Source organism: Sphingomonas sp. BE123, assembly GCF_031456015.1.
Classification (GTDB): domain Bacteria; phylum Pseudomonadota; class Alphaproteobacteria; order Sphingomonadales; family Sphingomonadaceae; genus Sphingomonas.
Genome location: NZ_JAVDTW010000001.1, coordinates 956,241 through 969,508 on the forward strand (window position 1 = coordinate 956,241; position 13,268 = coordinate 969,508).

Consider the following 13,268-nt stretch of genomic DNA (forward strand, 5'->3'; position numbering starts at 1 on the left):
CCCGCCTATGCCCCCTGAGTCAGCGCCGTCACCACGCGCGACAGCCCGACCCCGTTCGAACCCTTGATGAGAACCGCGTCACCCGGGCGCAGCATCGTGGCAAGCCGCGCGCTGGCACTTGCCGCGTCGGGCACATGGACCAAATCGACCCGCCCCTCAAGCGCGCGGGCAAGCGGCGCCATCCCTTCGCCGACAAGAAGCACCGCTTCGACGCCGGCGTCGAGGATCGGGCCGTCCAGCTCGGCGTGATACCGCTCCGACTCCACGCCCAGTTCGCGCATTTCGCCCAGGATCGCGACGCGGCGTTGCGCGCGCGTCCCGGCCAGCACGGCCAGCGTCGCGCGCATCGATGCCGGGTTGGCATTGTAGCTTTCGTCGATGATCAGCAGCTCGCCCGCGCCGATCCGCGCGGTCAGCTGGGCGCCCCGCCCGGCGATCCCGCCCAGCTCGCCCAGCGCAAGGCCCGCCTGCTCCAGGTCGCCGCCCGCCGCCGCGACCGCCGCCAGCACCGCCATCGCATTGGCGACCCAATGATCGCCCGGCTGCGACAGGGTAAAGCTCAGCGTGTGCGCGTCCCCGATCTTCGCGGTAATGAACGTCCCGCCCGGCTGGCCGTGCAGCACCTCGACCGCGCGCACATCGGCACCCTTGCCCAGCCCGAACGTCACGATCCGCGCCGCATGCGGCTGTGCCGCAGCGATCAGCCGGTCGCGATACGGGCTGTCGAACGGCACGATCGCCGTCCCGCCGGGCTCCAGCCCCTGGAAAATCTCGCCCTTGGCGTCGGCAATGCCTTCGACGCTGTCGAAGAATTCGGTGTGTGCCGGGGCGATGGTGGTGACGATGGCGATGTGCGGCCGCACGATCCGGGTCAGCGCGGCCAGCTCGCCGGCATGGTTCATCCCCATCTCGAACACGCCAAAGCGCGTGTCGCGCGGCATCCGCGCCAGGCTCAGCGGAACGCCGGTATGGTTGTTGTAGCTCTTGACCGAACGGTGCGCCTGCCCCGGCTCGGGCCGGTCGAGGCACGCGAACAGCGCTTCCTTGGTCCCGGTCTTGCCGGCCGACCCGGTGACGCCGATCACCACCCCGTCCATCCGCGCACGGCTGGCCCGCGCCAGATTTTCCAGCGCAGCGGTGGTGTCGCCGGTCAGGACATGGGGGTGCGGCGTCGGCACGGAAACGACCGCGCCCGCCGCGCCGCTGGCAAAGGCCTGGTCGAGGAACCGGTGCCCATCGGTCGTTTCGCCGGTCAGCGCAAAGAACAACGCCCCCGGCCCGACCTCGCGGCTGTCGAACGCGACCGCATCGACCGCAAAGTCACCCGATGCGGTGCCGCCCGTCGCGGCTGCGATTTCGGCGGCGGTCCACAGCGTGTCGCTCATGCCGCCGCCTCCCGCGCCACGCTCACATCGTCGAACGGCAGCACCATCTCGCCCACGATCTGTCCCTGTTCATGCCCCTTGCCAGCGATCAGCACGATGTCGCTCGGCCCTGCCGCCGCGACCGCGGCCATGATCGCGGCGCGCCGGTCGCCGATCTCGGTCGCGTCGGGGCATCCCTTCATCACTGCGGCTCGGATCGTGGCCGCGTCCTCGCCGCGCGGATTATCGTCGGTAACGATGACCAGGTCCGCGCCGGCTGCCGCTGCAGCGCCCATCGGCGCGCGCTTGCCCGGATCGCGATCGCCGCCCGCCCCGAATACCAGGATCAGCCGCCCGGCAACATGCGGCTTCAGCGCGGCAATCGCCGCCTCGATCGCATCGGGGGTATGGGCGTAATCGACATAGATCGGTGCACCGCCGGCGCTGATCGCCGCGCGCTCCAGCCGCCCGCGCACCGGCTGCAACCGCGCCAGATTGGCAAAGGTCTGCGCCGGATCGCCACCGGTCGCGATCACCAGCCCGGCCGCGACCAGGGCGTTCGCCGCCTGATACCCGCCGATCAGCGGGAGGCCGACGCGATAGCTTTCCCCGCCGAACGCGATCTCCAGCTGCTGGTCGAGCAGCGTCGGCGCGCGCGACACCAGCCGGATCGTGTCGCCATGTTCGCCCACGGTGATGATCGGATTGCCGCGCATCCGCGCAATGTCGATCACCCGCTCGCTATGCGGATCGTCCGCCCACACCACCACGGTCCCGTCGGGGTCGAGCACGTCGGCGAACAGCCGCAGCTTGGCGGTCAGATAATCCGCCATGTCCTTGTGATAGTCGAGATGGTCGCGGCTGAGGTTGGTGAACGCCGCCGCGCGCACCGGCAGCCCTTCGGTGCGATATTGCGACAGGCCGTGGCTCGACGCCTCGAACGCCAGGTGCGACACGCCCTCGCGCGCCAGTCCCGCGACGTTGGACAGAAAGGTGACGACGTCGGGCGTGGTCAGCCCGGTCGACACCATCTCGCCCGCCGTGGTGACGCCAAGCGTCCCGATCGACGCGGCATGATGTCCGGCCATGCGCCACAACTGCCGCACCATTTCGACCGTCGACGTCTTGCCGTTGGTCCCGGTGACCGCGACCGTCGTTTCGGGAAAGGGCGCAAAGAAGCGCGCGGCGACGCGGGCGAACTCGGTACGCGGATGGTCGGTGGCGATGTGCACCGCCCCCTCGACCTGCACTTCGGGCCGCGCGATCACCGCGATGGCGCCCCGCGCGACGGCCTCGGCGATGAAATCCTCGCCGTTGAAGCGGATGCCCCGAAACGCGCCGAACACCGTGCCCGGCGCCACTTTCCGGTGATCGATCGCAAAGCCGGTGACGGTGGCGGCCTCGTCCCCGCCGGTGAGGTCGCCCAGCCTCACTCGTCCACCCCCGCGCCCAGCGCTGCCGTCGCGGTTGCGGGCTTGCCCTTCTCCTCGCCCTTCCACAGCAGCGGAGTCAGGTCGGAAACATCGACGTCGCGCCGGGCATCGGGCACGACGCCCAGCATCGCGCCGGTGCGCATCACGACGCGGTTGACGACGGGGGCTGCGGTCCAGCCCGCGGTGGACTGGCCGGCGGACTGGGCATTGCCAATGGGCGAATCGAGCATCACCAGCACCACATAGCGCGGCGCGTCCATCGGGAAAGCCGCCGCAAAGGTCGAGACATTCTTGTTGCGCTGATAACCGCCGCGCCCGGGCACCTCGGCCGTCCCGGTCTTGCCGCCGACGCGATAGCCCGGCGCATCCGCCTTGCTGCCCGTGCCATGCGTGACGATCAGGCGCATCAGCTGCCGCATCCGCGCGCTGGTCGCCTCCGAAATCACGCGCCGCCCCGCCGGCGCCTTGCCCGGCTCGACCTTGCGCAGCGTTGCCGGGCGCCACACGCCGCCATTGACCATCGCGGCATAGGCGCTGGCCAGGTGCAGCGGCGTCACGGCGATGCCATGGCCATAAGCGGTGGTCATCACCGTGGTGCGCGCCCAGTATTTCGGCCAGATCGGCCCGGCCACGCCGCCCAGCTCGATCGGCGCCTTGGTATCGAAGCCAAGGCCACGGAACATCGCCTCCATCCGCTCCTTGCCCAGCTCGTCGGCAATCCGCGCGGTCGCGATGTTCGACGAATGGATCAGCGTCTCGGGGATGTTCAGCCAGCGCTTCTGCGCATGATCGTCGCGGATGCGAAACCCGCCGACCTGCAGCGGCTCGGTCGCGTCGTAGCGCTTGGACATCGACGGGGCGACGCCGCTCTCGATCGCGAACGCCATCGCCAGCGGCTTGAACGTCGACCCCAGCTCATAGACGCTCTGCGTCACGTTGTTCCGGAAATGCTCGGGATTGGCGCCCTTCACATTATTGGGGTTGAACGTCGGCAGCGACGTCATCGCCATGATCTCGCCGGTCGACACGTCCAGGATCACGCCCGCCGCGCCACGCGCCTGAAAACTGGTCATCGCCGCGCCGAGTTCGCTTTCCAGCGCCGCCTGCGCGCGCAGGTCGATCGCCAGCGCCACCGGCTTGCCGCGCTGCGCCGGATCGGTCAGCTGTCGATCCAGCACATGCTCCATCCCGCTGACGCCCTTGCCGTCGAAATCGACAAAGCCCAGCGCATGCGCGGCCAGCGTCGCCTGCGGATACAGGCGCTGGGGTTCGCGCGCGAACTCGATCCCCGGCTCGCCCAGCGCGTGCACCGCCGCCACCAGCTCGGGTACCGCGCGCCGCTTGAGATAGGTGAAGCTCGCGTCGCTGTTGAGCAGCCGGGCATAGTCCTGCGCGCTCTTGCCGGGCAGCGTCGCGGCCAGCAGCCGCGCCAGTTCGGCCTTGTCGCCGATCACCCGGCTCGGGCGCACCCCGATCGACCACGCATCGATCGTGCGCGCCAGCGGCGCGCCGTTGCGGTCGACCAGATCGCCGCGCAACGGCACCAGCATCGCGTTGACGCTCGGCGTTTGCTGCGGCTCGGCAAAAATGGCGAGCAGCGCCAGCCGCCCGATGATCACCGCGAACGCCGCCGAAAACAGCAGCGCGAGGATCATCAGGCGCACATGCGCGACCGCCAGCGGCGATGCCCGGCCATTGTCGCGTGTGCGGATCCGCGGCGAAGGGGCGACCAGCAATGTCACCGCAGTTTGCGGGCCTCAGCGCGGACGCCCTGCATCAGGTCGCCAAAGCTCGAATCCTTGAGCAGCTTGCGGTCCAGCGCCGCGACCGCCTCGTCGCGCGCGGCCACCGGCTTTGCCCGTCCTGGCGCGGCGGTTGCAGCGACGGTCCGCGCTGCCGTCGCGCGATCGGCACGGCGCGGCGCCGGCGTCGCCTCGGCCCGGGCCACCGCAACGACCGGTGCCGGCGTCGCCACTGCGGCAGCCGCCTTCGGTCGCGCCGGCGCGACCGCATCGGACGCCACCGCTGCGCCCGCCACCACATCGGGCATGCCCTGCGGCACGACCATCGCGGCATAGCGTTCGGCCATGCCATCGCCCTCCAGCGGGCGCAGCGCGGCCAGCTCGGCATCGCTCGACAGGAACTGTGCCGGGGTCGGCGCGGTGTAGCGCATCACCTCGCCATTCCAGCGCTCGAGCTGGGCCAGGTTGGCACGCGTGTCGAATTCGGTTTCCAGCCCGCGAATGTCCTTATGCGCCTTGGCGATGGCGCGCTCGACCGCCTCGACCTTCGACCGCTCGGCCGCGACTTGCGAGGACACGAGGTAGCAGGCCGGCGCCACGACCACGCCGGTCAGGAACCACCCGAACCCGTTCAACGCCTTGATCGCCATTCCCGCCTCCTCACCGCGTCCATGCCGGCGCCGCGGTCCGAACGGCGACGCGCAATGTCGCCGACCGGGCCCGCGGGTTTACCGCAATCTCGTCCTCGCCGGCCCGGACCGCCTTGGCGGGCGGTTCGAAGCTCGGCGCCTGTTCCGCCGCGACCATCGGGCGATGCCGCGATCCCGTCGGCTCGCTCCCGCTGCGTTCGCGCAGGAACTTCTTGACCATCCGGTCCTCCAGGCTGTGGAACGTCACCACCGCCAGCCGCCCGCCGGGCTTCAGCGCCCGCTCGGCCGCAGCCAGCCCGTCCTCAAGCTCGTCGAGCTCGCGGTTGAGGTGAATCCGGATCGCCTGGAAGGTCCGGGTGGCCGGGTCCTTCTTCTCATGCGGACGGTACCCAAGGGCCCGCCGCACCACATTTGCCAGGTCTCCCGTGCGCGCGTGAGGCCGTGACTTCACGATCGCTTGTGCCACACGCCGGGCCTGTTTTTCTTCCCCGTAATTCTTCAATATCGTGGTTAAATCGGACTCACCGATTTCGTTAACCAATTCGGCTGCGGTCATGCCCGACTGGCTCATCCGCATGTCCAGCGGGCCGTCCTGCTGAAAGCTGAATCCGCGCTCCGCCTGGTCGAGCTGCATCGACGATACGCCGATGTCCAGCGTCACGCCGTCGACCGGCCCCAGCCCGCGCAGCGCCAGTTCGCGGTCCAGGCCGGAAAACGGCGCCTCGATCAGCGTCAGGCGGTTTTTCGACGCATCGACAAGCGCTTGGCCGTTGCGGATCGCGTCGGGATCGCGATCGAATGCCACCACTGCGGCGCCTGCATCCAGAAAGGCGCGGGTATAGCCGCCCGCACCAAAGGTCGCGTCGACATGGCACTCGCCCGGCTGGATCGCCAGGCCCGCCAGCACTTCGGCGAGCAGCACCGGAATATGTGGACGATCCTGGTTAACCGCGCTTTCGGTCGGGGACAGGGTCACAGCGCCACCCCCTTTTCCTCGAGGCAATAGCGGCACGCGGCCTTGATCTGTTCGGAGATCGTCGGGTGATCCAGCAGCGTGCGGGGATTCCACAGTTCGATCGTCGCCCCGACACCCATGAAAAAGGCGTAGCTGCCCTTGGGAATGCCGGCGAGGTGGCCGAGCATGCCGGGCAGCACGAATCGCCCCGAGGCGTCGAACGCGATATTCTCGCTCGTGCCCACGCCGTCGCGCCAGATATTGGGATCGGTCCGGCCGCGGTCGCCCGCGAACTCAAGCGCACGCGCATCCAGCCGCTGCATCAGCGAATCGAAATAGGGCTCGTCATAAGCGACCAGGCATTTGTCGCTTTCATGGGTGGACAGGATCGCCACCCGCGCATCGCGCGTCTCGACCGGGTGGCCGCTATTCTTCTCCAGCGTTGCGCGCAGCCCGGCGGGGATGGCGACACGACCCTTGTCGTCCACCAGCTGTAAGCCGACCCCTCTGTAGCCGCTGCGCGCCACGCCTGCCCCTTGCTTCCGGGCGCACCCTCTCCGCCTGCGGGGACGCACCTGCGCGCGCACCCCGACCGATCCTGGCCGACGATAAAGGTTACCCCGTTAGCGATGGCCTATCGCAACCAACCCCGGTTTTCAATGCCTCAGCGCGGGATTTCACGGTAAATTGCCCCACTTCACCCCACATCTTGCCAGTGTTTTTACTTTATTCATTAAGTGGTCACTATTTGTTCGATGTTGTATTTTTACAGGCGTGGCGCCGCCGCGGCGCTGCTGCGGGCGCGGCGGCGGCGATGCGGGGCAATGTGGGGCGATTTCCCGTGACAACGGACTCGGCGGCGCATGGCGCCGGACCAAAGGGGTCACTCGCCGGGGGCGGCGCTCGGGGCTGGCTCGATTGCGGGAGTTTCGGCGGTGCGCGGCGCGATTCCCAGTTCGGCGATCGGCTCGTCCTTGGGTTCGGCGGCGCTGTTGGCGATCATGCCTTCGGTCATGTTGGCGACCACTTCGGGCTTGGGCGCGCCCTCGGCGACGACCGGGGCTTCGTCCCTGGCCGATGAAAAGATCGCGCTCGCCACCCCGATCAGCAGCAGCACGGTGGCAAGCCCGGTCAGTCCGACGCGGACCCGCTGCATGCTGGATTGAGGATCGCTGGGCATCGACTTCATAAGCTGTGGCATAAATGTAACGCCTTAACAGCCGATTGTCGAACCCCGTTTTGTCCGTTGCGTTCGCCGCGATCCGCTCACGCGGCGGCGTCCAGCCCCTTGAGTCGCAACCATTCCTGGCTATAAAGCGTTGAAAGATAACGGAAACCCGTATCGCACAGGATCGTCGCAACCCGCGCGCCCGGTCCCAGTTCGCGCCCCAGCGCCACCGCACCCGCGACATTGATCCCCGACGACAGGCCCAGGCACAGCCCTTCCTCGGCCAGCAACCGGCGCACCCACGCCATCCCTTCCGCGTCGGAAATGCGGAACTGCGTGTCGATCGGCGCGCCTTCCAGATTGGCGGTAATCCGCCCCTGCCCGATCCCCTCGGCCACCGACGACCCCTCGGCCTTCAGCTCGCCATGCGCGTAATAATTATACAGCGCAGCGCCATGCGGATCGCTCAGCGCGATGCGGACCTTGTCGTCCTTTTCCTTGAGGCCCAGGCCAACGCCGGCAATCGTCCCACCGGTCCCGGCGGCACAGGTAAAGCCATCGATCCGCCCCTCCATCTGGGTCCAGATTTCCTCGGCGGTCCCGACGATATGCGCGCGGCGGTTGGCGATATTGTCGAACTGGTTCGCCCAGATCGCGTTGGGCGTCTCTTCCGCGATCCGGCGACTGGTGTGCACGAAATGCCCGGGGTTCGAATAGGGCGCCGCCGGCACCAGCACCAGCTCCGCGCCCAGCGCGCGCAGCGTGTCCATCTTCTCGCGACTCTGCGTCTCGGGCATGACGATGATCGTCCTGTAGCCCTTGGCATTGGCGACCAGCGCCAGCCCGATGCCGGTATTCCCCGCCGTCCCCTCGACGATCGTCCCGCCCGGCTGGATCAGCCCGCGCGCCTCGGCATCCTCGACGATGAATAACGCCGCGCGATCCTTCACGCTCGCGCCGGGATTGGCGAATTCGCACTTGCCGAAAATGTCGCACCCGGCGGCCTCGCTCGGCCCTTTCAGCCGGACGAGCGGGGTGTTGCCGATCAGCGCGATGGTATCCTGTGCAACTTTCATGGCCGGAACATAGGCACCGCCCCCACCGCGCCGCAAGCAAGCGAAACTATACGGGCACCGCTACGGGCTTGCCCGGCGCCACCGCTGGCACCCTCCATCGCCTTATGGTAGAAAAGAGTAGGTCGGAGGTAGACATGGGCGCGCAACTCAACATCAAGGACGCCGCCACCGTCGAACTCGCGCGCGATCTCGCCCGCCAGCTCGGCAAGAGCGTGACCGAGACGATCAAGGAAGCACTCGAAGAAAAAGCCCGGAAACGTGAGGCCGAGATCGAGGAAAAGATCGCTGCGGTCCGGGAAATCGCGCGCGAGTTCCGCGACAGCATGCCCCCGGCAATGCGCGGCAAGACGTCCAAGGAATGGATGGACGACATCTATGACGAGGACGGCTTGCCACGATGATCGTCGACACCTCGGCGATCATGGCGATTGCGCTGCTCGAGCCTGAAGCCGAAGCGTTCATGACGCGGCTGGGATCGGCCGACACGCCGCGCATCTCCGCCGGAAGCTGGATAGAACTTTCCGTCGTGGTCCTCCGCCGGCATCCCGAAAAAGCAGATCTCGTCGACCGGATCATGCAACGCTTCGGCATTACCGTTGAGCCGGTCACGATCGCACAAGGTCGAATCGCCCGCGAAGCCTATGCCCGGTTCGGGCAGGTTTCGCGCCACCCCGCCCGCCTCAATTTCGGCGACTGTTTCGCCTACGCCCTTGCCAGGTCCACCGGCCAGCCGCTGCTGTTCAAGGGCGACGATTTCATCCACACCGACATCACCCCTGCGGCATGAGCCGCAAGGCCAGCTTCCCGCCCGTCACCGACGCCCGCACCCGCGTCCTCATCTGCGGCAGCCTCCCCGGCGACCGCAGCCTCGCCGCGCGGCAATATTATGCCCACCCGCAAAACCAGTTCTGGCGCCTGATCGCCGCCGTGATCGACCGCGCCGACCTTCCCGCTTTGCCCTATGACGCCCGCCTCGCCGCGCTTGTCGACGCCCGCATCGGCCTGTGGGACGCCGTGGCCAGCGCCACCCGCCCGGGCAGCAGCGACGCGGCCATCGCGGACGCGCAGCCCAACGACCTCGCCACCCTCGCCGCCACCCTGCCCGACCTCGCCGCGATTGCCTTCAACGGCGCGACCGCCCACCGGCTCGGCCTGCGCCAGCTCGGCGACGCGGCGGCACGCTGGACCGTCCTCGCGCTCCCCTCGTCCAGCGCGCTGCACACGGTCGGTCTGGCGGCAAAGCTCCCGGCATGGTGCGCGCTGCGCCCGCTGCTCGCCTAGCCGACGGCGCGCGCATGGTTGCATTGCGTGCCGGGCATTTCTATCCGCACGTCCGGTACGGCTTGCGCCATGCATTTACGGGGTGACACGAGTGAGCGTCCGTCTCGACCAGTGGGTCAGTATCAAGCCCGATGTGCTCGCGACCGAGGTCGATGACAGCGCGGTCCTGCTCGACATCGAATCCGGCCGCTATTTCGGTTTCGACCCGGTCGGCTCCGACATCTGGACCCGGATCGCCCAGCCGCAGCAGGTCGATGCGCTGTGCCATGACCTCATGCAGCGCTATGACGCGCCGATCGACCGGATCCGCGCCGGCGTGCTCGATTTCCTCAACGATCTCGCGGCCAAGGGGCTGATCGTAGTGCGCGCCGAATGACCCGCCTGCCGCCCTGCTGCGCCGCGCGCCGCTGCGGCGCGGCATGACGCTTTGCCGCTACCGGGTCGCCGGGTGGAGCGTGCATGCGCCGCGCGCGCTGCCCTATCTGCTGCCCGATGACGGGCCGGTGGCGGCGGACCCGATCCGCGTCGAATTCGCCCCGCTCGCCCCGCTGGCAGGACCGGGCACCGCGGTCGGCCCGTTCACCGTTCACGCCCCCGACCTGATCGATCTCGACCTGCCCGGCGGCCCGCGGCTGCGCATCCGTGACGGGAATACGATCACGCTGGCCGACAGCGACGGGCACACAGCTGCCGAACTGCACACCGCCCTGTTCGGCCCGGCGTTCAGCGTGCTGGCGCATCAGCGCGGGCGTCCGCCGCTCCATGCCGGCGCGGTGACGCGCGCAGGCCGCACGCTCGGCATTGCCGGGCATAGCGGCGCGGGCAAGTCGACGCTGGTCAACGCCCTGCTCGCGCGCGGCGCGCGGCTGCTCAGCGACGATCAGCTGCTGGTCGATCCGGTAAGCGGCCTAGCCTTCCCCACCTATCCCTCGGCCAAGCTGTGGGCGGCCAGCGCGACCCGGCTGGCGGTCCCGATGGACGATGCCGCCCGGGTCCGCGACGGGTACGACAAATTCCATGTCGACCTTGCCGACCGGTTCGCCTCGGCGCCCGCCAGCCTCGACCTGCTGCTCGTGCTCGCCCCCACCCCCGGCCTTGCCGCGCCCGCAGCGCAGCGGCTCGACCGCAGCACCGCGACCGCCGTGCTCGCCGCTCTCACCCATTATGCCGATGTCGCAACGGCGAGCGGCCGGGCGGCGGCTACCCTGCGCCACGCCGCCGCGCTCGCCGCGCGCGTGCCCGTGGTCCGCGTCGCGCGCCCGGACGATTTTGCCCGGCTCGACGCGCTGGTCGATCTCGCGCTGCAGCTGGCGGAGGCGGCATGACCGCGATCTGCGGCGTCTGGCACCGCGATGGCCGCCCCGATGCGGGCGATCAGGTCGCGCGCATGCGCCGCGCGCTTGCCCCCTATGGCACCGACCGCAGCGCCGCCTGGGACGATGGCGCCATCGCGCTCGGCATCGGCCTCGCCCGGCTGCTTCCCGAAGACCGCTTCGACCGCCAGCCGCTCGCCGCGCGCGATCGCTTCCACCTCGTCGCCGATCTCCGCCTCGACAATCGCGCCGAGCTGGCCGACGCGCTCGGGCTGACCGGCCGTGCCGCAACGCTTGCCGATGCCGATCTGCTGCTCGCCGCGTGGGAGCGCTGGGGGACCGACACCCCCGACCGGCTGGTCGGCGACTTCGCCTTCGCGTTGTGGGACGCGGCCGAGCGTCAGCTGCACCTCGTTCGCGACCTGCTCGGCAACCGGCCGCTCTTCTACCATGTCGCCGATACGCGCATCGCCTTTGCGACGATGGCCCGCGGCCTGCACGCGCTCCCCGATATCCCGGTCGCGCCCGATCCGCTCACGCTGCTGGACTGTATCGCGCTCGCCCCGCGTCGCGGCCCGCGCAGCTTCTTTGCCGAGATCTGCCGGGTCGAGCCGGGTCAGCGCGTCACGCTCCACGCCGACGGGCGGGTCGCGTGCGTCGACTGGTTCGACTGGGACGCCCCGCGCGACCTTGGCCTGCGCAGCGATGCCGACCATGTCGACGCGCTGCGCAGCCTGCTCGACCGCGCGGTTGCCGACCGGCTGCGCAGCGATGCCGCGATCGGCAGCCATCTCAGCGGCGGGATGGACAGTTCCGCCGTCACCGCCGCCGCCGCGCTGCAGCTGGCCGAACGCGGCACGCGCCTGTCCGCCTATACCCATGTCCCGATGGCCGGCGCGCGGCTCGATCATTGGGGGGAACGCACGCTGGACGAAGGGCCGCACGCGGCGCTGCTTGCCGCACGCCACGCCAATATCGATCATGTCCGCGTCGATGCCGCCGACCGCCAGATCGGGGACGACCTGGACGCGCATTTTCACGCGTTCGAATATCCCCCGTTCAACCTGTGCAACCAGGTGTGGCTGACCGAAATCTGCCGCCAGATGCAGCGCCGCGGCGAACGCGTGATGCTGGTCGGGGTCATGGGCAACATGACGATCAGCCATCAGGGGATTGAGCGGCTGACGATGCTCGCGCGCGGCGGCGCCTGGCCGACCCTGCTCGGCGAAGGGCTGGCGCTGCGCCGCAACGGCTGGACCTGGCGCCGTGTCGCCTCCTCGGCGCTCGGGCCGCTGCTCCCGCCACACTGGCTGGAGCGGATCCGCCGCCTCGCCAATGGCAAGAGCCCACCGCTCGACCTGCTCGCTTATGCCGCGCTCAACCCGGCGCTGGTCGACGATCCCGACTATCGCGCGCATCTGGCGCATCTCGACCACGGCCTGCACCTGCCGCCGATCCGCACCACGCGCGACCGCGTCGTGCGCGTGCTGCGTCACAGCGACGTGATGGGCCTGACGCAAAAGGGGCAGCTGGCCCGATTCGGGGTGGATCAGCGCGATCCCACCGCCGACCGCCGCCTCGTCGAACTCGCGCTCGCCCTGCCCCCGCATCTGCTGCTGCGCGACGGCCAGACGCGCTGGATCTATCACCAGGCGTTCGGCGCGCGCATTCCCGACGCGATCCGCTTTCAGCCGGGCAAGGGGCTCCAGGGCGCCGACTGGCCGACCCGGATCGAACAGGCGCGCGGCACGCTGGCGGACGAGCTTGGCCGCGCGCCGCCCGCCGCCGCCGCACTGCTCGATCTGTCCCGCCTCACCACGCTCGCGGCCCAGCCCACCGGCACCGGCCGCGTCACCGACGCCCAGCGCTATGACCAGCGGATCAAGCTGCTGCGTGGCATCTCGATCGCCCATTTCATCCGCAAGGCCCAGCGCAGCAACGACTGACCGCCGGGCATCGATCGGTTGACCCACGCCCCGCTTCATCTAGACTAGCGACAACTGCGATCGACAGGAGCGCGCCAATGCCTCTCACCACGCCCGATCTGCCCCCCGCTCCCGCCGCCACGCGCGCCTGGACCGACCCGCGCTGCACCGAATATCCGGTCGCCGACCTGACCGGCTTTTTCAACGGCGGGGCCGGCGACGCCAACACCGGCTCCTGATCCTGCGCGGCGCCGCCATGCGCGGCGCAGCACTCGATCCGTAAGCGCACAACTGGGGACTGCTGACCATGACCGATACCCGCCCCGCCCGGCAAATCTGGACAGACCCGCGCTGCACCGAA

General features: G+C 69.3%; 15 protein-coding genes. 7 read left to right on the forward strand and 8 right to left on the reverse strand.

What is annotated here, in order from left to right; all coding sequences use genetic code 11:
* Positions 1-5 precede the first annotated feature (5 nt).
* The 8 genes from murF to J2Y54_RS04880 form a co-directional block, all read right to left on the reverse strand.
* A complete protein-coding gene (gene murF / locus J2Y54_RS04845) occupies positions 6-1,385 on the reverse strand; it encodes a UDP-N-acetylmuramoyl-tripeptide--D-alanyl-D-alanine ligase (protein ID WP_310037399.1) in 1,380 nt (459 codons plus the stop codon).
* Positions 1,382-2,797: a UDP-N-acetylmuramoyl-L-alanyl-D-glutamate--2,6-diaminopimelate ligase gene (locus J2Y54_RS04850; RefSeq protein WP_310037401.1), complete on the reverse strand. Its 1,416-nt coding sequence runs from the start codon at positions 2,795-2,797 to the stop codon at positions 1,382-1,384. The genes murF and J2Y54_RS04850 overlap by 4 nt, the downstream gene beginning before the upstream one ends.
* The gene (locus J2Y54_RS04855; protein ID WP_310037403.1) at positions 2,794-4,539 is read right to left on the reverse strand and encodes a penicillin-binding protein 2; all 1,746 of its coding nucleotides are present in this window, start codon (positions 4,537-4,539) and stop codon (positions 2,794-2,796) included. Before J2Y54_RS04855 ends, J2Y54_RS04850 begins: the two co-directional genes overlap by 4 nt.
* Positions 4,536-5,189 (reverse strand): hypothetical protein, encoded by a 654-nt coding sequence (locus tag J2Y54_RS04860; RefSeq protein WP_310037405.1) that lies wholly within the window; start codon positions 5,187-5,189, stop codon positions 4,536-4,538. Before J2Y54_RS04860 ends, J2Y54_RS04855 begins: the two co-directional genes overlap by 4 nt.
* A 10-nt stretch (positions 5,190-5,199) precedes the next feature.
* Entirely contained in the window at positions 5,200-6,165 is a 966-nt protein-coding gene (gene rsmH / locus J2Y54_RS04865) for a 16S rRNA (cytosine(1402)-N(4))-methyltransferase RsmH (protein ID WP_405052876.1), read from the reverse strand.
* Complete coding sequence (locus J2Y54_RS04870; RefSeq protein WP_310037407.1) at positions 6,162-6,632, reverse strand: division/cell wall cluster transcriptional repressor MraZ; 471 nt, start codon at positions 6,630-6,632, stop codon at positions 6,162-6,164. Before J2Y54_RS04870 ends, rsmH begins: the two co-directional genes overlap by 4 nt.
* A gap of 395 nt (positions 6,633-7,027) precedes the next feature.
* A complete protein-coding gene (locus tag J2Y54_RS04875) occupies positions 7,028-7,345 on the reverse strand; it encodes a hypothetical protein (RefSeq protein ID WP_310037408.1) in 318 nt (105 codons plus the stop codon).
* A 65-nt stretch (positions 7,346-7,410) separates the two neighbouring features.
* Entirely contained in the window at positions 7,411-8,388 is a 978-nt protein-coding gene (locus J2Y54_RS04880) for a cysteine synthase A (RefSeq protein WP_310037410.1), read from the reverse strand.
* A gap of 134 nt (positions 8,389-8,522) precedes the next feature.
* Between J2Y54_RS04880 and J2Y54_RS04885 the strand changes: the two genes are divergently transcribed.
* The 7 genes from J2Y54_RS04885 to J2Y54_RS04915 all read left to right on the forward strand — a co-directional run bounded on the left by J2Y54_RS04885 (position 8,523) and on the right by J2Y54_RS04915 (position 13,146).
* Complete coding sequence (locus tag J2Y54_RS04885) at positions 8,523-8,789, forward strand: type II toxin-antitoxin system VapB family antitoxin (protein WP_310037412.1); 267 nt, start codon at positions 8,523-8,525, stop codon at positions 8,787-8,789.
* Positions 8,786-9,175 (forward strand): type II toxin-antitoxin system VapC family toxin, encoded by a 390-nt coding sequence (locus tag J2Y54_RS04890; RefSeq protein WP_310037414.1) that lies wholly within the window; start codon positions 8,786-8,788, stop codon positions 9,173-9,175. The genes J2Y54_RS04885 and J2Y54_RS04890 overlap by 4 nt, the downstream gene beginning before the upstream one ends.
* A complete protein-coding gene (locus J2Y54_RS04895) occupies positions 9,172-9,669 on the forward strand; it encodes a DNA-deoxyinosine glycosylase (protein ID WP_310037416.1) in 498 nt (165 codons plus the stop codon). The genes J2Y54_RS04890 and J2Y54_RS04895 overlap by 4 nt, the downstream gene beginning before the upstream one ends.
* 91 nt (positions 9,670-9,760) lie before the next feature.
* A complete protein-coding gene (locus J2Y54_RS04900; protein WP_310037418.1) occupies positions 9,761-10,045 on the forward strand; it encodes a PqqD family protein in 285 nt (94 codons plus the stop codon).
* Between the two features lie 79 nt (positions 10,046-10,124).
* Positions 10,125-10,994 (forward strand): hypothetical protein, encoded by an 870-nt coding sequence (locus J2Y54_RS04905; protein ID WP_310037419.1) that lies wholly within the window; start codon positions 10,125-10,127, stop codon positions 10,992-10,994.
* Entirely contained in the window at positions 10,991-12,928 is a 1,938-nt protein-coding gene (locus J2Y54_RS04910) for an asparagine synthase-related protein (RefSeq protein ID WP_310037420.1), read from the forward strand. Before J2Y54_RS04905 ends, J2Y54_RS04910 begins: the two co-directional genes overlap by 4 nt.
* A 77-nt stretch (positions 12,929-13,005) precedes the next feature.
* Positions 13,006-13,146, forward strand: coding sequence for a hypothetical protein (locus tag J2Y54_RS04915; RefSeq protein ID WP_310037422.1), 141 nt, complete (start codon positions 13,006-13,008; stop codon positions 13,144-13,146).
* Positions 13,147-13,268 lie beyond the last annotated feature (122 nt).